This is a genomic window from Aureimonas altamirensis, from assembly GCF_023702225.1.
Classification (GTDB): domain Bacteria; phylum Pseudomonadota; class Alphaproteobacteria; order Rhizobiales; family Rhizobiaceae; genus Aureimonas; species Aureimonas altamirensis_B.
The window spans coordinates 24483-49767 of record NZ_JAMQCO010000006.1 but is presented as its reverse complement, the minus strand read 5'-3'; the positions used below and the strand labels follow the sequence as shown (position 1 = coordinate 49767).

Genomic DNA, 25285 nt, shown 5'->3' with positions numbered 1-25285 from the left:
GCTGCCGTCGAGAGCCTTCTGATCAGGCAAAGTTACCAATGCCCGTTTACGACCCACATTAGTCGGCCATCGACCTACCCAACTTGATCGGAAGCGAACGTAGATGCGTTCGGGTCAAATACGAGCTGATTTGAGTGAAAATGCTGCTGGCATGTCACATCCGGATCGCTCTGTTCGTCCTGCCTTCAAACGTCACTTCCCGGCGTTACGAGCACAAGGACGAAATATGAGCGAGAACAAGCGGCTGGTGTGGAACGAAGTGGCACCGCAGGGTGCGAAGGCGCTTTATGGCATCCACCACTACATCACGACTAGCACCGATCTGCCAAATGAGCTGATCCATCTCATCTTCCTGCACGTGTCGCAGATCAACGGCTGCGCGCACTGCATCGACCTGCACACACGGGACCTGCTGAAGACGATGCCGCTCGAGAAGGTGGTCCTGGTTCCGGTCTGGGCCGAGGTGCCCCACCTGTTCTCCGACCAGTACCGCGCCGCTCTCGCCTGGGCGGAGGAGGTTACGCTGGTCAGCGAGACGCACGCCTCCGACGAGGCCTACGCAGCCGCAAGCGCTGCCTTCGCTCCCAAGGACCTCGTTGACCTGACGATAACCATTGCGGCGATGAACGCGTTCAACCGTCTCGGAGCGCCGTTCCGCCTCCCGGTCCAGGCAAAAGCCTAGTCAAATCCGTCTTACCTGCCAGGGCGGCGCCAGCGCCGTCCTTCTTCTGTAGATGCCAATCCATCCTCGACCGCAGTTCGGCGCTTCACGTCGCTAATTTTTTCCAAGGCATGTCACATCCGGCCCCGCCCGCCTCGTCCTCTGTTCGACGGACAGGAGGGCGCGGCATGGAGCCGCCCGGTCCGTTCTCGAGCAAGGAGACGGAAACCCATGAAGATTGTGGTGATAGGCGGAAGCGGACTCATCGGGCGCCACCTGACAACCGAACTTGCGCGGCAGGGGCACGAGGCCATCGCGGCTTCGCCGAGCACCGGGGTGAACGCGTTGACGGGCGAAGGCCTCACGGACGTCCTCCACGGAGCCGACGTCGTTGTCGACGTGTCGAACTCGCCCTCCTTCGAGGATGCCGCGGTGCTCGAGTTCTTCGAGCGCTCGGGTCGCAACCTCCTCGCCGCCGAGCTCGGGGCGGGCGTGAGGCATCACGTCGTCCTGTCCATCGTCGGAACTGACCGCCTCGAGGGGAACGGGTACTTCCGGGCCAAGGTCGTCCAGGAACGGCTCATCAGGGACTCTGGCATCCCCTTCACCATTGTGCGCGCGACCCAATTCTTCGAATTCGTCGCCACCATCGCTGAAGCCTCCGTCGATGGCGGTCGCATTATCGTTCCTGATGCCGACTTCCAGCCCATTGCTGCCGTCGATGTCGCCGCAGCACTCGCCGATGCCGCGCTTGCTCCGCCGCGCAATGCGACGATCGAGATCGCCGGGCCCGACCGCCTACCGTTCCGTGACTTTGTGGCTAGCGGCCTCGCCGCCAATGGCGACAATCGGCAGGTACTAGCCGACAGGGCGGCGCGCTACTTCGGCACCGCGCTCGAGGTGGGGTCACTTGTTCCCGAGCATGCGGGAGCGGCGAGGCTCGGGCGGACGCGGTTCAAGAACTGGCTCACCGCCGCTTGAACTCAGCTTCCCTTTCCCCATCCACGAAGAAAGCCCTTCTCCATGTTCAGATCCGTCCTACTGAGAGCCCTCCTTTGCGTCTCCGTCACCTCTGCCGTTCCGGCCATGGCGGCGGATGTCGCGACTGGTGAGGCACGCGTCACGACTATCTTTGACCATCCGCTGCCCTCTGTTCCGGGCAAGAGCCTGCGCGGTGTTCTCGTGGAGTATGGTCCGGGTGGCTCCTCGCCGTCTCACACCAATGCGGCCTCCGCCTTCATCACGGCGACAGTGATCGAGGGCGCAGTGCGCAGCCGGATCAACGACGGACCGGAGAAGGTTTTCCACGTAGGCGAAAGCTTCGTCGAGATGCCGGGCGATCATCACGGCGTCAGCGCCAACGCCAGTGACGTCGAGCCGTCCAAGCTCCTTGCCGTCTTCGTCGTGGATACGGACGATACCAAGCTGACGACGCCGGACCGCCCGTAAGGAACCCATGTATTCTGGGCAGCGGGCACATTGCTGGCCATCATCGCTGAAGCAGCCTAAAACCATCCCCGAGGAAACGCGCATGCGCCAAGCAGACGAAGCCACGGTCATCTTCGAGACGCATCGGGCGCGGCTCCTGCGCATCGCGTACCGCATGCTCGGTTCACGCAGCGAGGCCGAGGACATCGTGCAGAACGCATGGCTGCGTTGGGTTGGCGCCGACCGGAGCGGGATCGCAGCCCCCTATCCCTTCCTCGCGCGCGTCGTCACCCGGCTCTGCCTCGACGAGATGAAGTCGGCCCGCGCTCGCCGGGAGACCTATGTCGGCGCCTGGCTGCCCGAGCCGCTGGTGGAAGCGGAGGAGGATGGCATGGACGAGGACGATCTGACGCTGACGCTGATGATGGCATTGGAGCGCCTGTCGCCGCTTGAGCGGGCGGCCTTCCTGCTACACGACGTCTTCGGTATGCCGCTTGGTGAAGTCGCGGACGCGCTCGACCGGGAAGACGCAGCCGTGCGCCAGCTCGCCGCCCGGGCGCGGCGGAACATTCAGGCCGCCCGGCCACGTTTCCCGGTCGAGCGCGAAAAGGGCGAGCGGATCGCGCGCGCCTTCTTCGCAGCCTCGACAAGCGGCGACACCGCGACGCTGCGCACGCTTCTTGCCGAGAACGCAGTTCTGCGCTCTGATGGCGGCGGCAAGGTTCAGGCATTCATCAACCCGATCACAGGACTGGACCGCCTCCTACGGCTATACGAGACCGTGCAGCGCAAGTGGGGGAAAGGCTCGGCGCAGATGCTCGAGCCCGTCTGGATCGACGGGCTCCCCGGCTATGTCAGCCGCGAGCGCGGCGATATCCTCCAGACGACGGCGCTCGCCATCGAAGGTGGCCAGATCACCGCAATTTACATCACGCGCAATCCCGACAAGCTTCGCCACGTCGCGCAGGCTCTCGCGGCGGATCCGGACCCGACTTTGCGGACACAGTGATCGGGTATCAAGCGACCAGCGGGTCGCCTCGGCTTGGCATCTACCTTTCAGTGCACGCTCCATACTCAGTCATGGCGCGCCAACTCACGCAGGACAACAGCATGACCCAGCAAAAGCCCATCGGCTCCTCCTTCGGTGCTGCCAGCACGGCAATGGAGGTCGTCTCCGGGATCGATCTTTCGGGTAAGCTCGCCGTTGTGACCGGAGGCGCCTCGGGCCTTGGGCTCGAAACGACGCGCGCTCTCGTTCATGCGGGGGCCGAGGTGATCGTGCCGGCGCGCAATCCCGAGCGAGCGAGCACCGCCTTGCGCGGGCTTGTCGGAGCCACGGTCGAGCACACGGATCTCGTCGATTCGTATTCCGTCGCCGCCTTCGCTGGTCGGGTCGTGTCCGCCGGCCGTCCGGTGTCGATCCTCGTCAACAGCGCGGGCATTATGGCGACGCCCGAGACGCGGGACGCGGACGGACACGAGGCGCAGTTCGCGACGAACCACCTCGGCCACTTCCGGCTTACGCTCGGCCTCTGGCCGGCTCTCGTGGCGGCGTGGGGCGCACGGGTCGTCAGCGTTTCGTCGCGCGGCCACCAGATCGCCGGGGTCGATCTCGAGGACATCGACTTCCGGGTTCGTCCCTATGACAAGTGGATTGCCTACGGCCAATCAAAGACAGCTAACGCCCTCTTCGCGATGGCACTCGACCGCCGAGGACAAGGTCACGGCATCAGGGCCTTCTCGCTTCATCCAGGCCAGATCCTCACCGATCTCGCCCGGCACCTCAGCGCGGAGGAGATCGCCTCGTTCGACGCACTCGACGAAGCGGGCCGTCCAATAGTCGATCCCGAGCGTGGGATGAAGACGGTGGAGCAAGGGGCCGCCACGAGCGTTTGGTGCGCCACGAGCCCGCAGCTTAACAGCATGGGTGGGGTCTACTGCGAGGACTGCGACGTCGCGGTCGTCAACGAGCCGAGCATAGGGAGGAAGGGCGTCAGTCCGTGGGCATGCGATCCGGACTCGGCCGAAAGCCTATGGCAATTGTCCACTGCGTGGACGGGGTTAGACACAGTTTGAACCCGGCAGCACTCGCAACGGAAGGCGTCCTTGTCTTTGGACGATTCCTCGCCACGAGTGGCAGCTTTCATGTCTCAATTTGCCGGAAGCGGAAGATCTCCTTTCCACCCCATGGAAGCCATTTATGGCCCGTCTGGTTCGGGGCCGATTCCCAACCGTCCGGTTCTGGTGAACGCTTGGCGGTAAGCTGACGTCTGGGCTCGCATCATCGGGCAAAGTTTGCCTGGTCCGCTCACGACCCCAATCGAGACGTTTACGAGGGGTCTGCAGAAACGCTCGAAGCGGCCGTTGACACGGGTTATGCAGGCAGGTGATGTAGACGAATGGGGACTGCGATCTCCCCACGAGGCCACGGTCGAAGTATCGCGTTCCCCCATATCCATTTCATGGACGGACGCGGCATGGCCTCTTCTATTACCATTACGCACGACAAGCTCGCCCGCCTCGTGGGCACCCCGAAGTCACCCTTCATCGTCGACGTACGCACCGACGAGGACTTTTTCGCCGACCCACGCCTCCTTCCCGGTGCCCTGCGACGGGGGCACCTCGATGCTGCCTCGTGGTCGAGGGACCTAACGGGACGAACGGCCGTCGTGGTCTGTCGGACGGGCGCCGGGCTCAGTCACGGGGTCGCGGCTTGGCTTCGCCACGAGGGCATTCCCGCGGAGGCGCTGGACGGCGGACACAATGCATGGGCGGCGGCCGAACTTCCTCTCGTTCCGGAGGGGAAACTCCCGCGGCGGGACAAGCAGGGTCGTACCGTCTGGGTGACGCGGGCCCGACCCAAGGTCGACCGTATCGCATGTCCCTGGCTGATCCGCCGCTTTGTCGACCCCTTCGCCGTCTTCCTGTTCGTCCAGCCCCCCGAGGTCGAGGCCGTTGCCGAGCGCTTCGGCGCAACGCCCTTCGACGTTGAGAGCGTCTTCTGGAGTCACCGCGGGGAGCGCTGCACCTTCGACACCATGGTTGACGAGCTCGCACTTGGCACCGCGCCGCTCCTGCGCCTCGCGACGATGGTACGGGGGGCCGACACCGCGCGCCCAGAGCTCGCGACTGAAGCGCCCGGCCTTCTTGCTGCCTCCCTCGGGCTTTCCCGAATGTTTTCCGACGATCTGGAGCAGCTGAACGCGGGCCTTATCCTCTACGACGCGTTCTACCGCTGGTGCCGTGACGCGACGGAGGAGACGCACAATTGGCCGGGCAGGAAGGGAGGAGCATGACATGACCGACGCTCACGTGACCCGGCTCTCAGATGCCGACCGCCCGGCCGCCCACGCTCATGGTATTGCCTTCGGGGAAGCTGCCTGGGTGTGGTTCAAGATCGCCTGTTTGTCCTTTGGCGGTCCCGCCGGACAAATCGCCCTCATGCACCGGGTGCTCGTCGACGAGAAGCGCTGGATCGGCGAGGAGCGGTTCCTCCATGCGCTGAACTACTGCATGCTCCTGCCCGGTCCCGAGGCCCAGCAGCTCGCCACCTATGTCGGATGGCTTCTTCATCGCACGAAGGGCGGTCTCGTGGCGGGTGGACTGTTCGTGCTGCCGGGCCTGTTGGCGATCATGGCCCTATCCTTCGTCTACGTCTTGTTCGGAAACGTTGGGATAGTTGCCGGGCTGTTCTTCGGCCTCAAGGCGGCGGTGCTGGCGATCGTGCTCGAAGCTGTGAACCGTATTGGTCGCAGAGCGTTGCGCAACCGAACCATGGTCGCCATTGCCAGCGCCGCCTTCGCCGCGATCTTTCTTTTCGACGTACCGTTCCCTGCCATCATCGTCGCGGCTGGCCTGATTGGCTACGCCGGCGCCCGTTCAGGGTCGGCAACTTTCGCCGGAGGTGGTGGACACAGCGCTTCGAAGGGCGATGTGCTGTCGGACTCAGACTCAGCTCTCGGCGAAGGTGTGCCCGAGCATACCCGCCCAAACCTTGGTTGGGCGCTGCGCATCTCGGTGGTCTTCCTGGCTCTCTGGCTCGTCCCCGTCGGGGCTTTGATCCTCGCACTTGGAACCGAGAACGTCTTCGCCGACATAGCCGTGTTCTTCTCCAAAATGGCGGTGGTCACCTTCGGCGGAGCCTACGCCGTGCTCGCCTACGTCGCTCAACAGGCAGTGGACAATTTTGGCTGGCTGGCGCCCGGCGAAATGCTGAATGGCCTTGGGCTGGCTGAGACGACGCCGGGACCTTTGATCATGGTCACGCAGTTCGTCGGCTTCCTGGCTGCCTTCCGCGATCCTGGCACCCTGAACCCATACCTCGCGGCCACTCTCGGAGGACTGCTGACGACGTGGGTGACTTTCCTGCCGTGCTTCCTATGGATATTCCTCGGCGCGCCTTTCATAGAACGGCTGCGCGGCAATCGCGCGCTTTCGGGAGCACTTTCCGCTATCACGGCATCAGTAGTTGGGGTGATACTGAACCTTGCCGTCTGGTTTGGGCTGCATGTCCTATTCCGCGAGGTCTTGGAGGTCCGGCTCGGCTATCTGTCCCTGGACTTGCCGCAGATGACGAGCGTCGATCCCGCCGCCCTCATTCTGTTTGTCGCTGCTGCAGTCGCCCTTTTCCGCTTCCGCCTTGGGGTAATTCCAACATTGCTCGGTGCGGCAGCAGCCGGAGCGCTTTGGCACCTCGTTGCGATCTCGGAGTAACGCCGGCGCACGTCAGACGATAGCGCTACCCGCGGAAAACCCTGCATATTCAGAGCGGAGGTATGGGTATGAGAAAATAGTTTGCTGCAGTGCATCCAACAGCAGTGCTGTTCCGTATCTGGAACCGTGACGAGCAGCACTTACGGGCACGCTGCAACATAGCGGATTGGCGATGATAGACACGCAGCGGTTAGTTCAAACAGGCTTGGACAAATACAACGGGTATCTGGTTGTGCAGCATGGCGTCGGTGTTCATGGCGCTTATGGCGATGAGTTGCTGAGCCAGGCCGAAGAGTGCGTTGCATTAGGAACCCTTATGTTCGTAGCGAAGTTCCGCCATCGAGACGACAACACTTGGGTGAGCCTCTTTCAACGGATAGACCACCAATCCCCGTCACGTCCCATTGCCTTTATCGAACCAGCCGATAAACGGGCCGTGTAGCGAGCCGCGTGTCGTGCTACTAAACACCGACATTCTCCGCGCTTATCGGCCGTGAAGTTTCCGAATTTGGTCCGCCACCAAAGCGTAATCCGTCACCGTCCTTATCGAGCAGAACCTCGAACGGCCGATCGTAGGCGCCGCGCTCGTCACCGATATCTACCAAAGTGAAGTCGAGCTTGCCTGGACCTAGTACACGATACGCGTCGACTGGCAGTTACCGTTCTCCAGCCGCTCGACTGCGAGAACATTGCCGAGCGTTCTCCACCATGGGTCGTCATGTTCAAAGATCGCGGGATCGCGAACATGGAGCTCGACGTCACGATCGGATAGCGGATGGGCGGTTTTGGAAGCGGCTGAGCCTGTAAGTACGACGCATCGGATGTTATCGCTGCCCGCAGCCCATGCCGACAGTGCTTTTAGAACGTTCTCATACTTCGTTAGCAATCCGTTGATGTCGATGCCTCGTCGTGCCTGACCGCCGACGATCGACGGCGGCCTTTCTGTATTCATTGCCCGAAAGGAGACTGACAGGAAACCACGCCTCATCGGAGATAACCTCCTCGTACGCTTCCGCGCCGATACCGAAAAGTCCGGATCCGCGTGACTCAACGCCGACACTGCAATTGAATGCAAGCTGATCGCAAGGGCGGGTTCCGACCCCCATTGTAGCCGTTCGTGGTGCTTCCGGCATCGCCGGAAACTTGCCATCCAGTCTGCCCGCACGGATGGCAGAGCTGGGACCGACAACGGACTGTCCGTTTCTGGCTCAGGTGATGGGAAAGCGGCCGTTCAGCAAACGACCCCGTTTCAGCCCGAGCAACGCTTTTTGTGCCATCCCGAAAGCCGTCATTCATTTGAACCGTCATTCGCATTAGGTCAGCAATCCGGAAAATAGGGGCTGATCTCGACTGAGCAGCCGAGCCGCTTGCCAAGCTCTTGCCCGAGCGCCGTCATGCCGTTGGGATCGCTGTGCTGCGCGACGAACACGGAATGGTCGTCCGCGCCCGGTGCCCTCGTCCGGCAATGAGCATGGAGCGACGAACCGCCTCCGCCCTTAGCCGGCGTCATGCGGAGCACCTCCAAGCGCAGGATGTCAGTGCAAGGTATGACGTAAAGCTGATCCGACACCACGATGAGCGCCTCGCCGTCCCGTGACACGCCGAGCGTCCTGAGCCGGTCTTCTACCAGGTCTTCTGGGTCACGCACGTATTCGAGTTCCGTTTCGTTTGGCGCGTGGCGTCCGGCCCGTGCCATGCTTACAGTCCCTACATTTCCGTCGATCGCGATCGGTTGGAAGCCTTCAACCCATTCCCTCTCCGTTCCGCTCAGGCCCAAACGGAAGCCAGTCATCAACGTCACATGGCAGGCGGTCCCTATGCGGGGCTCGCGATCCTCGGAGGGGTTCTGCACATCGTGCGACTGCCAGGCTGGCGGCCATACCGTGAGCGAGACCTCGGCCAGCCCCGAGCGCCACTTGGCAACGACAGTGTTCCATTGCTGACCGACCGGCGCCGGCCCGAGCGATGTCTCGAGATAATCGGCTGTGCGTCGCAAGTTCTCGTGTGCGTCGTCCTCGAACCACGCGAGGACACTGAAGCGCGTGATGGGAAACTGAGGCGGAATGCGCTCGAAGGCGCTCGCCGTCCAGGGCGCCATTGCGCCTGGCAGGGATTTGGCATCAAAAAGGACGAGAGCTGGCCACCCATAGATCGGATCGGGTAGAATGCCGCAGCGTGCCTCGACCTCCATGCGCGTCTCGTGCCGAGGTAGGCGCCACTCGTCCGCAAGGCGCAGGATCGGGTTCATGCCGTCGGGATCTGGCTTAACTTCGGCGGGTGCAGGACCGTCTGGCCACGGCGTCACTGGGGCCGGCTCAGCCTTGCGGCGGCGGAAGAAGTGGCTAGGAAATCGCATCGCGCCCTGGAAGCCTTTAGCCTGGAATCACCGAGTTGTAAGCGCCGGGCCTATGCTCATCCCCACATCATCCTCCAGCTTCCGCGCATGTAAAGGGGACTGCAAAAGGTTGCCCTTCTCCCTACCACCTCTTCGAAGACGCTCCCGATATTCGCGGAGCATCGAAGCTGTTTATGGCCCGTACGGTTCGGGGCCGACAGCGGACTGACCGATTTCAATGAAGGATCGGGGAAAGCCGCCGTTCAGCGACCAACCCCATTCAGGACATCGGGCTTACCGTAAGATCACCCCGAAAGCGAAAACCTCCGCAGCCTCAAGCATACGTCATCGGCGAAGTCTTATCGTCCGATACGAGATGGTCGAGAAGACTGCGGGCCGACGGTTCGTATCAACGCGCCAACGCATAGCCCTGCATGTGGCGCGGCGTTGCTGCGGCGCCCAGCAGATCGCCGTCGCGCGAAACAGCGCAGACGCGGCCCAAAGACCAAGCGCCTTGCACGTTCAGCAGGTGGCCCCGCGCCTGAAGGTCAGCCTGCACATGGGGGGCGAACCTGTCTTCGATAAGCAGGCTGCCCAGCTCGTACTCGCGCGGGTAGAAGGAGCCCGGCCAATGTCGGCTGTGGAACATCGGCGCATCGATGGCGCGTTGGAGTGCATAGCCATGATGCAGGTGCCGAAGCAGCACGGTCAGCGGCCACTGGTCCTGCTGGTCGCCCCCCGGCGTACCGATGGCTAGGCAAGGCCGGCCTTCCCGGGTAATCAATGTCGGCGTTAAAGTTGTCCGCGGGCGCGTTCCCGGTCGCAGGGTCGAGGGCAGATCGTCATCGAGCCAGAACATCTGGGCGCGCGTCGACAATGGGAAACCGAGACCCGGCACCACCGGCGAACTCTGCAACCATCCGCCGCTGGGTGTGGCAGAAACGGCGTTTCCTAAGCGATCCATGATGTCGAGATGAACCGTATCGCCTTCGATTTCCGGTACGGGTGCAAAGGTCACCTCGCCTCCGCCGGGTCCCATTGGAACCTCGCTCCCACCACGGGCGGCGATGGCTGCAAGCCGTCTTGCGGCGTCAGGCAGATGGCTTGCGCGCAGTTCCATGCTCGCTTGCGCACCCACCAGCTTGACGCGCTCATTGGCATAGGCTGTGGACAGAAGCGTTTCCATCGGAATGTCGGATGCTTGCGGGTCGCCGTAAAAGGCTTCGCGATCGGCAAAGGCGAGTTTGGCGCATTCGACCTGCAAGTGCACGAACTCCGCGCCGAGCGGGTCCAGCGCCGGCAGATCGAAGCACTCGAGCATCTTGAGCTGCTGAAGCATCACCGGGCCTTGACCCCACGGGCCCGTCTTGTGCACCTCCAAGCCGCCATAGGTGCACGAGGTGGTTTCCTCGACCGTTGCCGACCATGCGGCAAGGTCGTCGCCTCGTAGCAGGCCGGGGTTGTCACGGCCCGACGTGTCGGGCAGCGAAGCGGTCCGGTAGAAACGGTCGATCGCCTCCGCGACGAACCCTCGGTAGAACGCGTTCCGCGCGGCCTCTATCTGCGCGATGCGGTCGGCGGACGACGCTTTGGCTTCGTCTATGATACGGCGATAGGTTTGCGCGATCCCCGGAGTAGTCATCAGCGCGCCCGGTCGCGGGATGCGGTTTGCGGGCAACCAGACCTCCGCCGAACTGGTCCAGCTTTGCCGGAAGAGATCGGCCACCGGCACGATGGACGAAACCGCACGCTCGATGAGCGGAAAGCCGCGTTCCGCATACCCGATCGCGTAGGAAAGCACGTCTTCCAGGTGCCATGTACCGTAGTCGCGCAGCATGAGCATCCATGCGTCGAAGGCGCCCGGTACGACGCCGGGTAGCAGGCCCGTACCGGGCACCATGGCGAGACCCAGTTCGCGGAACCGATCGACGGTCGCCAGGCCCGGAGCAACCCCTTGCCCGCAGATGACGATGGGAGCGTCTTGTCCGGCTGCCTGCAGAATAATCGGCACTTCACCGCCGGGACCGTTCAGATGCGGCTCGACGATCTGGAGGACGAAACCGCATGCGGCGGCGGCGTCGAAGGCGTTGCCGCCACGTTCCAGGACGGACATGCCGACCCCGGTGCCCAGCCAATGGGTCGTGCTGACGGCACCGAAGGTTCCGGACAGTTCGGGACGTGTGGTGAAGGGAGCCATGATGTTACCGTTGAACGATTTGACGGGCGCCGACGATGCGCTCGGCGACCAGAAGGACAAGGATGATGACGAGAATCTGAAGCGCCGACGCCGCGGCGACCACCAGCTGATTGCCCTGGAACTGCAGGTAGCTGAAGATCTCGATGGGCAAGGTCGTCACGCCGGGCCCGGTCAGGAACAAGGCGGTGTTGAGTTCGCCGAAGGAAACCACGAAGGCGAACAGCCAACCGCTCAGCACACCCGGCCAAACGATGCGCAGGGTGATCAGCATGAAGGTGCGCATCGGGCTCGCGCCGAGGCTGCGCCCGGCTTCCTCCAGCGTCAGGTCGAAGCTCTGCAGCGACGTCAGGACACTGCGGAAGGCGTAGGGCAGACAGACGACGACATGGGCGATGAACAGCCCAGGCAGGATCCCGATGCCAAGCGACTTGAACATGAGAAGAAGCGCCACGCCCAGGATAAGTGCCGGAAACACGAGCGGCGCCATCGTCAAGATCTGCACGATATTCGACGCGGTTCCCCGCGTTCGCGACACGTGGACGGCCGCTAGAAGGCCCAGCACCGTCGATGCGCTTGCCGATACGAGCGCCAGACCGATGCTCAGCACGAAGGCGTTGCGCATTTCGTTGTTCTGCAGGAAGGCGACGAACCAGCGCAGCGACACCCCCGGCGGCGGGAAGGACAGGCTGGCGCCCGAGCTGAATGCGACGACGAGCACGACGAGGATCGGACCCACGATGAGTGCCAATGCGATGCCCGTAATGAGCCGGAGCAGGAATGTCCCCATGGTCAGGCGCCCCTTCCCTGGACGCGCTGCGGACGCACGATCATCTGTATCGCAACAGCGATGACGAGTGCTATGGCAAGCAGGATGAAGGAAAGCGCAGCCGCGCGGGGCCAACGGAATGTCGACACACTCTCGAACACGAAACTGACGAGCAGCTTGTAGCGCGGCCCCCCCAAGAGCGCGATGCTGACATAGGCGCTGAGGGCGAGAAACGTCACCAGCATTAACCCGGAGGCTATGCCTGGACTGCTCAGGGGCAGGGTCACGCGCCAGAATGACCGCCAAGGCCCGGCCCCGAGCGATTGCGCGGCTTCGGAGTAGGTCTTGTCGATGGCGGCGATCGAGTTGGTCAAGGACACGATCATGAACGGCAGGAGAATGGTCAGGAGCCCAAGCGTCACCGCCTCGAAGGAGTAGAGATACTGGGCCGGACGAGCGATAGCCCCGAGACCCTCCAGCGTACTGCTGACGACCCCGCGACGGCCGAGAATGGCAACCCAGCCATAGGCCCGCACCACGTTGCTGACCATCAGCGGCACCATCATGGCCAGCAGCATCAGCATCCTGCCACGGGGCGAGAGGCGCGCCGCGTACAGGGCGACGGGATAGCCGATGACGAAGCAGAGAACCAGGACGGTGCCGGTGGCCAACAGTGTTCGCTGGATGATCATCCAGTAGAACGGGTCCGTCAGAACGACCGTGTAATTCTCGATCGTGGGTCTTGCATCGAAGAGCGCCGTATCGGAATTGCTCATGAAGCTGACATAGAGAAGGTAGGCGAGCGGCACGACGAAGAAGGCGGCCAGCAGCGCTACGGGCGGGGCCGCGACCGCGACCGTGACGAGATAGCGGCCCTTCACGTTGCGGGTCCCGCCAGAACGACTGCCGCACCCTGCTCCCAGGTCAGATAGGCCGTCTCGCCGGGCTGCAGGTCGAGGGCGTCGGCCACGGTGTTCGGCACCGTCGCCGACACCGGCTCTCCCGCGAGGTCGAACAGGAGATGCGTCTGTGCGCCCTTGAACACGCATTGCCGCAACACGGCGCCGGCTCCCGCCGCACCCTCCCTGGCGACCATGATCCGCTCGGGCCGCACCGCAAACCGCACCGTGCCATCGGTGGTTTCCGGCGACGGCGCGAGCAGGACGCGGGATCCCGCAACATCGGCCACGACGCTATCGGCGTCGCGGCCGACGACGCGCGCCGTCACGATGTTGCTCGAGCCAAGAAACCGGGCCACGAACTCATTGCTCGGGTTCTCGTAGATGGCGCGGGGCGGACCCACCTGCTGTACGCGCCCCTCGCTCATGACCGCTACTTGATCGGACATGGTCAGGGCCTCTTCCTGGTCGTGGGTGACGAAGACGGTCGTCATGCCAAGCCTCTGCTGAAGCTGACGGATCTCGATCTGCATCTGGTCGCGCAGCATCTTGTCGAGCGCGCTCAGCGGCTCATCGAGCAGGAGCACGTCGGGCTCGAATACGACGGCGCGCGCCAGCGCCACGCGTTGTTGCTGGCCGCCCGAGAGCTGCCTCGGGTAACGCTCGGCGAAGCGATCCAACGCAACGAGGCTCAACGCCTTGGCGACCCGCTCGCCGATCTCCGCCTTCGGGAGTCGGCGCATCTGCAGCCCGAACGCGACATTCTCGGAAACGGACAGATGGGGAAACAGTGCGAAATTCTGGAAGACCATGCCGAAATTGCGCTTGTGGGCCGGCACGCCTGTCACGTTCCGGTCTCCGATCGTCACGGTTCCCGCGCTGGGCTGCTCGAAGCCGGCTATCAGGCGAAGCGTCGTCGTCTTTCCGCAGCCGCTGGGGCCGAGAAGAGAGAACAACGTGCCTCTTGGAATATCGAGATCGAACGTATGCAAGGCGACCGCAGGGCCGAAATTCTTGCGAACCCCCGCAAATCGAACGTCTTTCGCCTGGCGTTGTGGGGTGGCGCTCATTCGTTCACTCCGATGAAAGCGCGGTCGATCGTTTCGAGCCGTACCGCGACGGAACAGATCCGGAGAGGCAGCTCTGCCAGGACCAGACTTTCGGCCGGTCCGTCGGCCACGGCGCGTTCGCCGTGGCGGCCGGCCGCCTTCAGGGATGCCACCAACGCACGCGCGATGTCGGGCGCAGCTCGCCGCGCGACGAAACATGTGTGGAGCCGAGGCAGCAGGTCAGCCAGTTCCGTACGGCGACGTTCCACTTCCTTTGCAAGAAGCGAGCGAAACACTGGATCCTGATTTGAGCCAATGGTCTCGACCCGGTCGAGAAGCATCGTGACATGGCCTTGCATCGCTTCGATAAGCGCCGCGAGCACTCCCTGTTCGGGCTCCGGTCGCCGAGGCCTAGTGCTCTCACCCGAAATCGGGGACATCGTCTGCAGCAACTCGACGGCGTTCTCGATCAACCGGAAACCGGCGCTATCGTCGCCACCCAAAAACCGTACGGTCTCGTCCATCACCTGCTCGCCTCTGATCGGCAGGAAGCGGCGAACGTAAGTGTCGAGGATCATGCCCTTGCGCACGAACTCGCCCATTTCAGGGTGCGGAGAGAAAGCGAGGACAGCGCCCCTTCCCATCCGCGCGTGAAGCACCGCAGGCGCGCCGTGCATCGCGCGGTCGAAGAAGGCTTGCGACAGGGGGTTCTCTATGAAGGCACCAGTGGCGGCGACAAAGTCCCGAAAGCGCGCCCCGGTCTGCGCCGTACGTGTGGCACATGTGTAGATCGGCCCATGGAAATACGGCAACTCGACCGCCTCCGGAAGTCCGGCTGCAAGTCCCTCATCGAATTCGGAGATACTGACCAGCCCTGCACCGGTCGAGAGATACTCCTGCGTGAAGCGCGGCGTGGCATCCAACGCGCCGAGCCAGCCCGGTCGCCCGGAAGAGAGATAGAACGCCCCGCCGCAGGAGCCGAGTACCCGACCACCCGCCCGTATGAAGGTGGAAACGCGATCATCGACGCCCGTTTTGGCCTCGGCCCTATCAAGTCCCCACGTGGCGAACCCGCCCGGCAGGACCAAAAGGTCGATATGGTCCAGTGCGCCGTCCAGAATGTCGTCCGCATCGATCGCTTCGAAGGTCCGCCCGATGCTGAGTAAAGCGTGGGCGTAGTATCCCCAGTAAGGATACCCGATGGCGACTCCCGCATAGATGGCGACGCGAAAGTCAGGCGCCGTTGCCGCACTAGCGCCGCCGGCAGCCGCCTCCAAGACAAGTCCGTACCGGCGAGCCGCCGGCAAGGCGTCCGCCGATACGGCGAGGACCCCTGCCGGTGCCGTAGCACCCAGTCCGCGGTAGCGCGCGCGATTGGCGAAGGCCAACGGCCGGGCATCGAACGGGCCGGCTTCGGGGATGCGGTATGCTTCGATGGTCATGTCGATATCGCGCCGGCGGCCTAACCGCCGGCTATCACGCGGTTCCACCGATCGACCCAGGCGCCGCGCTGGGCCGACATGAACTCCTGGTCGAGATCGATGATCCGCTCGGACTGCTCGGGCGTAAATTGGATACGCTCCTGCAACTCAACCGGAAGCATATCGATCATCGCGGGGTTGGTGCCGCTGTAGTTGAAGACATCGGCGACCCATAGCTGCTTTTGCGGATCGAGGGTGGAGTTCACGTAAGCTTCCGCCCACTGCTTGTTGCGTGTGTTGCGGGCGATACCCGTGCCGGAGAGATACGAGATCGCTCCCTCTTCGGGAAAAACCCACGCGACGTTGCCGCCCTGCTCGATGACGGTGTTGGTCTGCGATTTGTAAAGCAGGCCGATCGCCGCTTCCTCGTTGACGAGCGCGCTCATGATGGAGTCGGTATCCTTGGCCCAGATCGGATCCAGTTCCACCATTTCGCTCAGTTTCGCGAATCCGGCTTCCTCGTCCTTCAGGTCCGCGCCGGCTGCAAGCGCTCCGATGGGAATGATGTAGGGGCCGATCGAATGGGTGATCTCCGGTAGGACGATCGCGCCTGCATATTCAGGATTCCAGAGATCGGCGAAGCTTTTGGGCGGCGTTTCCACAAGATCCGGGTTGTAGGCGATGCCGAGAGCTGAGTAGATTTGGGCAACCCAACCCTTTCGCCGGAACCGCTCGGGAACCTGAGCAAGGAACGGCAGGTTCTCGGAGCCCGGGTCCAGATCCTCCAGGACGCCTTGGGACTCCGCCAACGGAACGACGCCGTCCGCCAGCTGAACAAGATCGTAGATCTGGTTGTCGAGGCTGATGCGCAACTTGGTGATGCGCTCGACCGGGCTGGAGCCACGATCCTGAACGATGCGGATACCGGTCTCTTCCGCGAAGGGGGCGTCGATGTTCTGAGCCATCCCGTCGCCCCATAGACCACCCCACGTCATCATCGACAGCGTTTCCGGCTTTGCCTGAGCAAAGGCTGGCACTCGACCGAATGCACCGTAGGCGGCGACCGAGCCGGCCATGGTCAAAAACGTTCTTCTTTGCATCGGAGCATCCCCAAAAGTACGAACCATATCAAATTGGTTCATTCGCCTTCGTGTATCCTTGCCTATAGCAGAACGCGCATGACCCATTCCGTCAACCGCATATTGCCGGCAGATGTGGCTATTGCATATGCTAACGTGGCAGCTGCCCACCAAACCTGCAAATTGCCTGTCTAATGGATTGGTTCGGATAGGTTCGCCGCTTTCTTTTGCAACGCATCATATGGGTCCGCCACGTGTCCGCTTTGTCCAACCAGCTGAAACAGGTCGAATCGACGTTGCGCGACGCGCTTTCCACCAGCGACGAGCACTTCGTCGAAGACGGCAAGCTGTTACCCGAGCGCGAGATAGCGGTACGTCTGGGCGTTGGGCGCCGCGTCGTCCGGCAGGTTCTCACGCGGTTGGAGGGAGAGGGTCGGGTCTACCGCAAACAGGGGCATGGCACCTTCGTGCGGGAAATGCCGAACCGCTCGACCAACCATTTATCATTAAGCCAGATCACCAGTCCCAGCGATCTGATCGAGACGCGGCAGCTTATAGAACCGATGCTTGCTGGGCTCGCAGCCGTCCGCGCGACACCGCGAGAGATCGCCGAGATGGAGGTCGTCGTAGAGCGGGCGCATACGGCTGTCGACGCCGAGTCCTACGAGCGTTGGGACAGTCTCTTCCACACGAAGATTGCCGAAAGCGTCCGCAACCGCATGCTGCTTGCGGTCTTCCGCCTCGTCAACTCCGTGCGTTCGGAACAGCAGTGGATCCGAGCGCGCCGAGAGGTGTTCACGCCCGGGGTCAGCGAGGAGATGGTGGAACAGCATCGCGCCATCCTTGCGGCGATCCGCGACGGTTCATCGCGCGCAGCCAGCGCGGCCATGCGGAGCCACATTGAGTGCGCCGCCAAAAGGATCCGCTACAACACCGAATGACAACTCAAGGCTGAAAGCCCACACCGCAGCGTATGCCGAGTAAAGGCTGTCTACGGTAACTGCCATTCAGCCTCCGACCCCTTCCAGACCACTGCGAGCTGCATGAGGTTGGCCGGCAAGCGGACATCGGCACCGCCGCAATGCAGTTATGCTGGATCACGCCGTCTTGGTGCCGATGAGCGCCCTTAAGCGTTCAGCGTCCGCAGGGCTAGCGGGGTTGTATACGATCATGCCAAGTTCGGGCCGCCCCTCGACCGCGAAGGACGAGAACTCCAGCTCGAGCGAACCTGCTTCCGGGTGGTGGATGCGCTTTATGCCCTCGCCGTGTGCGACTACGTTGTTGTCCTGCCACAGCGCCTCGAACTCGGGGCTTGTCCGGCGAAGATCTCCGATGAGCGCCGTTGCTTCAGCACTGCCGCTTGCCCCCGCTCGCGCCACGTCCGCCCGAAACGCGCCTACCACGAAGCGAGCGACGCTTTCCCAATCCTCCTGCTTGGCGCGGATGCGCGAACTGCTGAACATCAGACGCAGGATGTTGCGTCCCTCCCTCGGCAGCTTGGAGTAATCGGTCAGCAAAGCGGCGGCAGCACGGTTCCAACCGACCACGTCCCACATCGCTGTCTTGATGATGGCGGGACTGAACCGCATCGCGTCCAGCACGCGTTGCAGCCGCGGGCTGACGCCATCGACCGGCTGGTAGCTTACCTCCGGCGGGCGGCCCAAGCCTAGCATGTAGATGTGCTCTCGCTCGGATGCGGTGAGCATCAGCCCCTTGGCGATCCTATCGAGCACGTCGGCCGACGGAGCGCCGCCGCGCCCCTGCTCTAGCCAAGTATACCACGTCGGACTGATATTGGCACGCGCGGCGACCTCTTCGCGGCGAAGCCCAGGCGTGCGACGTCTGCCGCCGACAAAGCCAAACGATGCTGGGTCGAGGCGGGTCCGCCGATCGCGCAGGTAAATGCCGAACTCGTTTGTCGACTTTTCAGGCATGACCGGTCCTGTTGAATTCTATACCCCGATAAGATCACTACTTTAACATGCTGAAGTCCGCAGCGACATTCCTCCCCTCAAACAGGAGGTTTTCATGCGCGTCTTCTTGACCGGGGCAACCGGCTTTATCGGTTCCCGTATACTGCCTCAACTGCTCGCCGCCGGCCACCAGGTGATCGGCAACGCTCGATCCGAGGCTGGCGCCCGTCGGTTGGAGCAGGTTGGCGCCGCTGTGCACAGCGGCAACCTTAGCAATCCGGAGGGACTCGCCAAAGGCGCCGAGACTGCTGATGCCGTGATCCACACGGCGTTCGATCACGATTTCTCGCGGTACGCCGAGAATTGCGAGAAGGATCGGCGTGTCATCGAGGCGATCGGCGACGTGCTCGTTGGGTCGGATCGACCCCTACTCATTACCTCGGCCATCGGCATGGGGAGCCCTAGAGCCGGGGAGTTCGCGCGTGAGGACGTGCTTGACCGCAACCACCTCATGCCCCGCATCGCTAGCGAGCTCGCGGGTTTGACGGTCGGGGAGCGCGGCGTCTCCGTGGGGGTCGTTCGATTGTCGCAGGTCCACGATCCAGTAAAGCAGGGGTTGGTCTCGCCCTTGATAGCGCTTTCTCGGCAAACGGGCGTCTCGGCTTATGTCGGGGACGGTAGCAACCGTTGGTGCGCCGCCGCCGTCGAGGACGTCGCCCGCCTGTACGTGCTTGCGCTGGAGCGACATGAACCCGGCGCCCGCTGGCACGCAGTGACCGAGGAGGCCCTTTCCTTCCGCTCTATTGCGGAGGCGATCGGCGATGGGCTGGACGTGCCGGTCACTTCATTGACGGAAAGCGAGGCGAAGAAGCATTTCGGGTGGATGGCGGGCTTTGCCGCCTTCGACATGCCTGGCTCGGGTGCTATCACCCGCGAACGGCTCGGTTGGGTGCCCGAAGGTCCGACACTCTCAGAGAACCTCGCGAGGATGGACTACTCCGCTATTCCTGCCTAAAGGCAAAACCGCACCATTTCTCTGAGCTGCCGCTCCATCTGGTCATGTTCTCACGGTAGCCTCAGCTTAGGTGCGTGACGGACTGCTCGAACAGCTTCAGCGCCAAGTACCGGGTTAACGGACTTCTGGCTGACCACGGCACATGCGCATTAGATCGCTACCGGATCAAAACTGCCTAACCGCATTCTACCTCCATTGAAGGCATACGCTTGTCTGATTTTGGGGCCGTTTGCGGACAGTCCGCTTCTGGGCTTACGATAGGCGAAGGCTGCCGTTCAGCTTCGGGGCGCATTGCCGACGTCCGTAGTGTCGTGCGCGAGCGTCCGCTTGTGGGTAAAAGCAAGTTCTGCCTCAACGTCTAAGCTGGGGGCGCAAAGTGGCCGTCGCACCTTGGAAAGCCAGCTGTCGGCTTCCCACCCCGTCGAGGCAGTTGGCTCTGGTGAAGTGGACGCACGGAAGCTGCCCTTCCGCTTGCGAGCTTTGGCAACGCCTTGTTAAACGATGTTGCCTCCGAGAGAGGCGTTGCCTAATACCCCTCGATGAACTCGTTCGATCAGTCGCTTTTCCTCGCCCTAAACGCATCGACAGAGCATTTTGGGTTCCTCGCCTGGGCAGCCTTCCTAGCCGCCAAGCTGGTGATCTACCTCGTCCCGGTGCACCTTATCCTGCTCTGGGTGCTCGGCGGCAGCGCGGCCCGAAGAGCAGCGCTCACGCTGTTTGCGTCACTCATCCTGGCCTTGGTTGCGAGCTACCTTCTCGGTGCGCTTTTTCCCGCGCAACGCCCCTTCCAGATTCCTCTCGGCCATCAGCTGCTCGACCATCGCGGCAGCCCTTCCTTCCCAAGTAACCACGGGCTCATCATGTTCACCTATGCGATGACGCTGGTACTTATTGGCTGGGGGCGGCTCGCCGCGACCATTGCCATTGCGGGGATCGCGGTGGCCTGGTCACGCATCTACCTAGGCGTCCATTTTCCCTTCGACATGGTGGGTGCGCTCATTCTGTCGCTCCCGTCCTCCTGGCTTGCTGTCCAGCTCGACATGGCCTTTGGTAAAGCATGGACCAGGCTTCTGGAACACGCCTATCTCTCCGTGGCCGGGGTGCCGGACGCTTGGATCAAGCGGTGGACGGGAACCGCCCGTACACCGCATGGGCCGACACGCGGCCGATGACCCATCCAGCCTATGGCGCGCCGGATCGTGGCACCGATGGCGACGCCGCGCTCCCCGCCGACCGGCCGGAGCGTCGAAACCCGTCACCGGCCGTACGGCGTCTGCGCTCTCTGTATCACGGACGCAGCAAGAGCGCCCTGCGCTACCAGCGCGCGGTCCTTCTCATCGATTTCGTGATCATCGCCTTCTTCGTGGCCACGCCGGTCCTGCGCGACCAGGCCATCTTCCTGTGGGTGGATTATGCCATCGCCCTCGTCGTCGCGGCGGAGCTGACGGCGCGCGGGCTCGCATCGCTCGATCGTCGGCGCTGGTTGCGCGAACCGGCGGTCCTCGTCGACATCGTGGTCCTGATCACGCTCATGTTCCCGTACACATTCGCCAACTGGGGCTTCCTGCGGATCGTCCGGCTCTGGACCCTGTCGCGGAACGACGTGTTCTGGCGTGCCTTCCTGGGCGGTTCGCTGCGCCGGTGGGAGGAAACGGTCCGCGCGTCGCTCAACCTCGTCACCTTCCTGTTCGTGTCGACCGGCTTCGTCTACACCTTCTTCTTTCGTGACGGATCAGGCCTGGAAGGCTACGTCGATGCCTTCTACTTCACGGTCGCAACGGTGACGACGACGGGGTTCGGCGACATCACGCTGCCGGGTACGATGGGAAAGCTCACCTCGATCGTCATGATGATCTGCGGCATTTCCCTGTTCGTCCGCCTCGGGCAATCCCTCTTCCGGCCGGCCAAGGTCGTCTATCCCTGCCCGCAATGTGCCCTGCAGAAGCACGACCTAGACGCGGTCCACTGCAAGGCCTGCGGTCATATCCTGAAGATCCCCAATCCCGGGCGATGACAGGCTCCTTGCCAAGCGAGCCGCGGTAGAGCTGTGCAGGAGCGCCGCCAACTGAAAATGCTCGCACCCCCGCTGGGTCGAGCGTCAACTCCAATCATAATCGAACGAAAGCCGCAGGATGATTAGAGCTCTTTACGACTGGACCCTTCGCCTCGCCGCCAAACCACGGGCGAATTACGCGCTGGGCGCCGTCTCCTTCGCGGACAGTTCATTCTTTCCGGTTCCACCGGATATCTTGCTGATACCCATGGTGATCGCGAATCGCCGGCGGGCTTGGCGGCTCGCCTTGATCTGCACGCTCACCTCGGTCCTCGGCGCCATTGCAGGATATGTCATCGGCGCCGCGCTTTTCGAGCAGGTCGCACGGCCCATACTTGCACTCTACGGCTACTCCGAACGCTTCGCCGAGTTCGCTATCACCTATAACGAGTATGGCGCCTGGATCGTGCTGATCGCCGGCCTGACACCGTTCCCCTTCAAGGTGGTGACGATTGCCAGCGGCGCGACGGGCCTGGATTTCGTCAGCTTCGTCCTGTTGTGCACGCTGGCACGCGGAACGCGCTTCTATCTGGTCGCAGGACTACTCTACGCCTTCGGCCCACCGATCCGGGATTTCATCGAACGCAGGCTCGGCCTCGTCTTCGTGGTCCTTCTGGTGCTGCTCATCGGTGGCTTCGCGGCCGTTCGTTACTTTGCCTGACATGGCAGGCGTGGCGCGGCGAACCGCAACTTAAGATCCGGTCACAAGAGCGTGAGTTCGAGCGCAGCATCGTTGCCATGATCCGCTTTCTGAAAGAGACCTGAACAAAGGAGAGATTCGCCACCTGCGCAAAAATGCTCGGGCAATCTCTTGCTGCAGGGGAGGGTTTGCGTGAGCGCGACATTACTGATCGTGATCGGGCTGGTGTGCTTTGCTATCGGCTATTTCGTTTACTCGAAGTTCGTCGCGGAAAAGATTTACGCGCTCGACCCGAACTACGTTACGCCCGCCCATTCCATGAAGGACGGCGTCGATTACGTACCGACCAATCGCTTCGTTCTATGGGGCCATCACTTCACATCAGTCGCCGGTGCGGCGCCGATCGTGGGTCCCGCCATTGCGGTCATCTGGGGCTGGGCTCCGGCCTTCGCCTGGGTCGTGCTCGGCACGATCTTCTTTGCCGGCGTGCACGATTTCGGCGCCTTGTGGGCCAGCGTGCGCAACAAGGGCCAGTCCATCGGTTCGCTGACGGCGAACGTTCTCGGCCCGCGGGCACGCAACGTGTTCATGCTGGTCATCTTCCTGCTGCTGCTCATGGTGAACGCGGTCTTCGCCGTCGTCATCGCCGGCCTGCTCGTCCGCTTCCCCACATCCGTCATTCCGATCTGGGGCGCCATCGTCGTGGCCCTCGCCATCGGCCAGCTGATCTACCGCCACCATGTGGGACTGCTCTGGCCTTCGGTGATCGGTGTCGTCGTCCTCTACGCGATGATCTGGCTGGGCCAGGCCGTACCCATTACCCTGCCGGACAGCGTCTTCGGCATGAACCCGACGACGCAGTGGATCCTGCTGCTCTTTATCTATGCCGGGATCGCGTCGCTCCTGCCGGTCTGGGTCCTCCTGCAGCCGCGGGACTACATCAACGGCCTGCAGCTGTTCGTTGGCCTGATCCTCTTGTACGGGGCCACGGTCCTTGCCGGCCCGAGCATCGTGGTTCCTGCCTTCAACACCGACGTTCCTCCCGGAACCCCGAGCTTCATCCCCCTTCTGTTCGTGACGATCGCCTGCGGCGCCGTCTCTGGCTTCCACGGCCTCGTCTCGTCCGGAACCTCATCCAAGCAGCTCAACAAGGAGACCGATGCCCGGTTCGTCGGCTACTTCGGCGCCGTCGGCGAAGGCATGCTCGCCTTGGCGGCGATCGTCTGCGCCACGGCGGGCTTCGCCTCGCTCGAAGCCTGGAAGGGGGTCTACACGCAGTTCTCGGCCGGCGGGGTCAACGCCTTCGTTGAAGGCGGTGCCAACATCCTGTCCAATGGCATCGGGCTCGACGTCGGCATTTCAGCCACGATCCTGACCGTGATGGCGGCGCTCTTCGCCGGGACGACCATGGATACGGGCCTGCGCCTGCAGCGTTACGTCGTCCAGGAAGTGGGAGAGATCACCGGTGCCGCGCCGCTGAAGAGCGGAATGGGCGCGACCTTCATCGCGCTCGCCTGCTGCCTAGCGCTTGCCTTCGGCGCGGGTTCGGGTGGTACGGGCGGAATGCTCATCTGGCCCCTATTCGGAACCACCAATCAGCTCCTGGCCGGACTGACCCTGTCCATCATCGCCGTGATGCTGATGCGGCTGCGCCGCCCCGTCATCTACGTCCTCATTCCGCTCGTCTTCCTACTGACGATGTCGATCTTCGCCCTGTTCATCCAGCTCGGCACCTTCGTGAGCAGCGGGCAGTGGCTCCTCGTCACGCTGAACCTTGCCGTGCTGGCTGCCGCGATGTTCGTCACCTTCGAGGCCGTCATGGCGATGAAGCGGGAGCGGGAGGCCCAGGCGACGCAGGCGGCGGAATGACCCGGGACCTCTTCTCCGCCATATCCGACGGGCTGCGCGAGTTCTATGTGGCCCCGTACCGTCGGACATTCGCCCGCGCGGCGCGGGAGGAAGAAGACCTGTTCATGATGCTGGCCATGAGCGAGGCGCTCGGCGTGCCGAACCCGGCGACCTACTATACGCTGGAACTTCTGCCCGAGATGCTGGACCGGTACCACGACTGGCACCGCCGCATGGGCCTACCCCACTCGCCCCTCGACGGGTTGCGATGCTGCTGACACGGCTGTCGGGCCGCAGGCTGCTCTTCTTCGGCGGCAAGGGCGGCGTCGGAAAGACGACGCTCGCATCGGCCGTCGCAGCAGGCTTGGCCGACAGCGGCAAGCGGGTGCTCCTGGCATCGACCGACCCTGCGCATAATCTCGGCCATATATGGGGGCGCGAGGTCGGCCCCCTGCCGGTTCGGCTGGCGGCGGGGCTGGACGCGCTGGAGATTGATCCGTCGCAAACGGTCGATGCCCATCTTTCGGCCGTAGCCGACACGTTGCGGCCTATGCTGCCCGAACGCCTGCGCGCCCCGTTGCAGCATCATCTCACCCTGGCGCGCGATGCCCCCGGCATGGCGGAAGCCGCCCTTCTGGAGAAGATGGCCGATATCGTCAGCGCCGGCCTGTCCTCCCATGACGTCGTCATCTTCGATACGGCACCGTCCGGCCATACGTCGCGGCTCCTCGAGCTGCCCGAGCAGATGGCGGCCTGGACCGAGGGCATGATGGGACGCCGCGACAGGGCCGACCGGTTCAAGGCGGCGCTCGGCCAGTTTCGGGCTTATAGTCCCGACACGGCGAGCGAGGCGCGCGAGCATACAATCCGTCACGTCCTTTCGAAGCGCCGCGACAAGTTCAACACCATGCGCGCCGCCTTGACGGATGAAGGGCTGACGGCCTTTCTCATCGTGCTGGCAGCGGAACGGCTGCCTGTGCTTGAAAGCCTGGAACTCGACACCCGGCTTCGGCGCGCGGGCATACCGGTGGCGGGCTTTATCCTGAACCGCCTGGCGCCGGCCGATGCCGGCGCGTTCCAGGACGCGCGTCGCGCCGGCGAGCGCCCCTACGTCGCGCAGATGCAGGATGCCGTGGGCCCGCGCCTTCTGGCCCGCCTTCCTATGCTCGCATCCGAAATCGTGGGGCCGGACGCGCTGCTGCAATTCTTTCGTTCCGAAATTGCTGTACCATCCTGAGCCGCTAGACTCCGGTGGTGACCGCATCTAT

The 25285-nt window shown here is 63.1% G+C and carries 25 protein-coding genes; 16 read left to right on the top strand and 9 right to left on the bottom strand.

What is annotated here, in order from left to right; all coding sequences use genetic code 11:
- The first annotated feature begins 226 nt into the window (after window positions 1-226).
- From NDN16_RS11380 to NDN16_RS11345, 8 genes are all read left to right on the top strand, one after another.
- The gene (locus tag NDN16_RS11380; RefSeq protein WP_192386171.1) at window positions 227-682 is read left to right on the top strand and encodes a carboxymuconolactone decarboxylase family protein; all 456 of its coding nucleotides are present in this window, start codon (window positions 227-229) and stop codon (window positions 680-682) included.
- 210 nt (window positions 683-892) lie between these two features.
- Entirely contained in the window at window positions 893-1642 is a 750-nt protein-coding gene (locus tag NDN16_RS11375; RefSeq protein WP_192386170.1) for an SDR family oxidoreductase, read from the top strand.
- Between the two features lie 42 nt (window positions 1643-1684).
- Window positions 1685-2110 carry a cupin domain-containing protein gene (locus tag NDN16_RS11370; RefSeq protein WP_192386169.1) on the top strand — a complete coding sequence of 142 codons (426 nt, stop codon included), beginning with the start codon at window positions 1685-1687 and terminating at the stop codon, window positions 2108-2110.
- Window positions 2111-2192: 82 nt separating this feature from the next.
- Complete coding sequence (locus NDN16_RS11365) at window positions 2193-3098, top strand: sigma-70 family RNA polymerase sigma factor (protein ID WP_192386168.1); 906 nt, start codon at window positions 2193-2195, stop codon at window positions 3096-3098.
- 101 nt (window positions 3099-3199) lie between these two features.
- Complete coding sequence (locus NDN16_RS11360) at window positions 3200-4165, top strand: oxidoreductase (protein WP_192386167.1); 966 nt, start codon at window positions 3200-3202, stop codon at window positions 4163-4165.
- A 401-nt stretch (window positions 4166-4566) separates the two neighbouring features.
- Window positions 4567-5385: a chromate resistance protein ChrB domain-containing protein gene (locus NDN16_RS11355; RefSeq protein ID WP_192386166.1), complete on the top strand. Its 819-nt coding sequence runs from the start codon at window positions 4567-4569 to the stop codon at window positions 5383-5385.
- Between the two features lies 1 nt (window position 5386).
- Entirely contained in the window at window positions 5387-6802 is a 1416-nt protein-coding gene (chrA, locus tag NDN16_RS11350; protein WP_192386165.1) for a chromate efflux transporter, read from the top strand.
- A 172-nt stretch (window positions 6803-6974) separates the two neighbouring features.
- Window positions 6975-7244: a hypothetical protein gene (locus tag NDN16_RS11345; protein WP_251113707.1), complete on the top strand. Its 270-nt coding sequence runs from the start codon at window positions 6975-6977 to the stop codon at window positions 7242-7244.
- Between the two features lie 186 nt (window positions 7245-7430).
- Here the strand turns inward: NDN16_RS11345 and NDN16_RS11340 are convergent, their stop codons facing one another.
- From NDN16_RS11340 to NDN16_RS11305, 8 genes are all read right to left on the bottom strand, one after another.
- Complete coding sequence (locus NDN16_RS11340) at window positions 7431-7790, bottom strand: aminoglycoside 6-adenylyltransferase (protein WP_192386164.1); 360 nt, start codon at window positions 7788-7790, stop codon at window positions 7431-7433.
- Between the two features lie 330 nt (window positions 7791-8120).
- Complete coding sequence (locus NDN16_RS11335) at window positions 8121-8993, bottom strand: hypothetical protein (RefSeq protein WP_192386163.1); 873 nt, start codon at window positions 8991-8993, stop codon at window positions 8121-8123.
- A gap of 553 nt (window positions 8994-9546) precedes the next feature.
- A complete protein-coding gene (locus NDN16_RS11330; protein WP_192386162.1) occupies window positions 9547-11334 on the bottom strand; it encodes a gamma-glutamyltransferase family protein in 1788 nt (595 codons plus the stop codon).
- Between the two features lie 4 nt (window positions 11335-11338).
- Entirely contained in the window at window positions 11339-12121 is a 783-nt protein-coding gene (locus NDN16_RS11325) for an ABC transporter permease (protein ID WP_192386161.1), read from the bottom strand.
- A gap of 2 nt (window positions 12122-12123) precedes the next feature.
- A complete protein-coding gene (locus tag NDN16_RS11320; protein WP_192386160.1) occupies window positions 12124-12981 on the bottom strand; it encodes an ABC transporter permease in 858 nt (285 codons plus the stop codon).
- Window positions 12978-14069: an ABC transporter ATP-binding protein gene (locus NDN16_RS11315; protein WP_192386159.1), complete on the bottom strand. Its 1092-nt coding sequence runs from the start codon at window positions 14067-14069 to the stop codon at window positions 12978-12980. The genes NDN16_RS11320 and NDN16_RS11315 overlap by 4 nt, the downstream gene beginning before the upstream one ends.
- Window positions 14066-15325, bottom strand: coding sequence for a hypothetical protein (locus NDN16_RS11310; RefSeq protein WP_192386158.1), 1260 nt, complete (start codon window positions 15323-15325; stop codon window positions 14066-14068). Before NDN16_RS11310 ends, NDN16_RS11315 begins: the two co-directional genes overlap by 4 nt.
- Window positions 15326-15510: 185 nt before the next feature.
- Window positions 15511-16656 (bottom strand): ABC transporter substrate-binding protein, encoded by a 1146-nt coding sequence (locus NDN16_RS11305; RefSeq protein WP_192386157.1) that lies wholly within the window; start codon window positions 16654-16656, stop codon window positions 15511-15513.
- 146 nt (window positions 16657-16802) lie between these two features.
- Here NDN16_RS11305 and NDN16_RS11300 point away from each other — a divergent pair, with 146 nt between their 5' ends.
- A complete protein-coding gene (locus NDN16_RS11300) occupies window positions 16803-17489 on the top strand; it encodes a FadR/GntR family transcriptional regulator (protein ID WP_251113706.1) in 687 nt (228 codons plus the stop codon).
- A 156-nt stretch (window positions 17490-17645) separates the two neighbouring features.
- On the opposite strand, the gene NDN16_RS11295 is transcribed toward NDN16_RS11300, so the two are convergent.
- Window positions 17646-18482, bottom strand: a complete 837-nt coding sequence (locus tag NDN16_RS11295; protein ID WP_192386155.1) for a helix-turn-helix transcriptional regulator — start codon at window positions 18480-18482, stop codon at window positions 17646-17648.
- A 94-nt stretch (window positions 18483-18576) separates the two neighbouring features.
- Between NDN16_RS11295 and NDN16_RS11290 the strand changes: the two genes are divergently transcribed.
- From NDN16_RS11290 to NDN16_RS11260, 7 genes are all read left to right on the top strand, one after another.
- Entirely contained in the window at window positions 18577-19476 is a 900-nt protein-coding gene (locus tag NDN16_RS11290; RefSeq protein WP_192386154.1) for an SDR family oxidoreductase, read from the top strand.
- A 539-nt stretch (window positions 19477-20015) separates the two neighbouring features.
- The gene (locus tag NDN16_RS11285; protein WP_192386153.1) at window positions 20016-20648 is read left to right on the top strand and encodes an undecaprenyl-diphosphatase; all 633 of its coding nucleotides are present in this window, start codon (window positions 20016-20018) and stop codon (window positions 20646-20648) included.
- Window positions 20645-21490, top strand: coding sequence for a potassium channel family protein (locus NDN16_RS11280; RefSeq protein WP_192386152.1), 846 nt, complete (start codon window positions 20645-20647; stop codon window positions 21488-21490). The genes NDN16_RS11285 and NDN16_RS11280 overlap by 4 nt, the downstream gene beginning before the upstream one ends.
- Before the next feature lie 118 nt (window positions 21491-21608).
- A complete protein-coding gene (locus tag NDN16_RS11275) occupies window positions 21609-22190 on the top strand; it encodes a YqaA family protein (RefSeq protein WP_192386151.1) in 582 nt (193 codons plus the stop codon).
- A 171-nt stretch (window positions 22191-22361) separates the two neighbouring features.
- A complete protein-coding gene (locus tag NDN16_RS11270; RefSeq protein WP_192386150.1) occupies window positions 22362-24038 on the top strand; it encodes a carbon starvation CstA family protein in 1677 nt (558 codons plus the stop codon).
- The gene (locus NDN16_RS11265; RefSeq protein ID WP_192386149.1) at window positions 24035-24295 is read left to right on the top strand and encodes a cory-CC-star protein; all 261 of its coding nucleotides are present in this window, start codon (window positions 24035-24037) and stop codon (window positions 24293-24295) included. The genes NDN16_RS11270 and NDN16_RS11265 overlap by 4 nt, the downstream gene beginning before the upstream one ends.
- The gene (locus NDN16_RS11260; RefSeq protein WP_192386148.1) at window positions 24286-25254 is read left to right on the top strand and encodes an ArsA family ATPase; all 969 of its coding nucleotides are present in this window, start codon (window positions 24286-24288) and stop codon (window positions 25252-25254) included. The genes NDN16_RS11265 and NDN16_RS11260 overlap by 10 nt, the downstream gene beginning before the upstream one ends.
- Window positions 25255-25285: the final 31 nt, after the last annotated feature.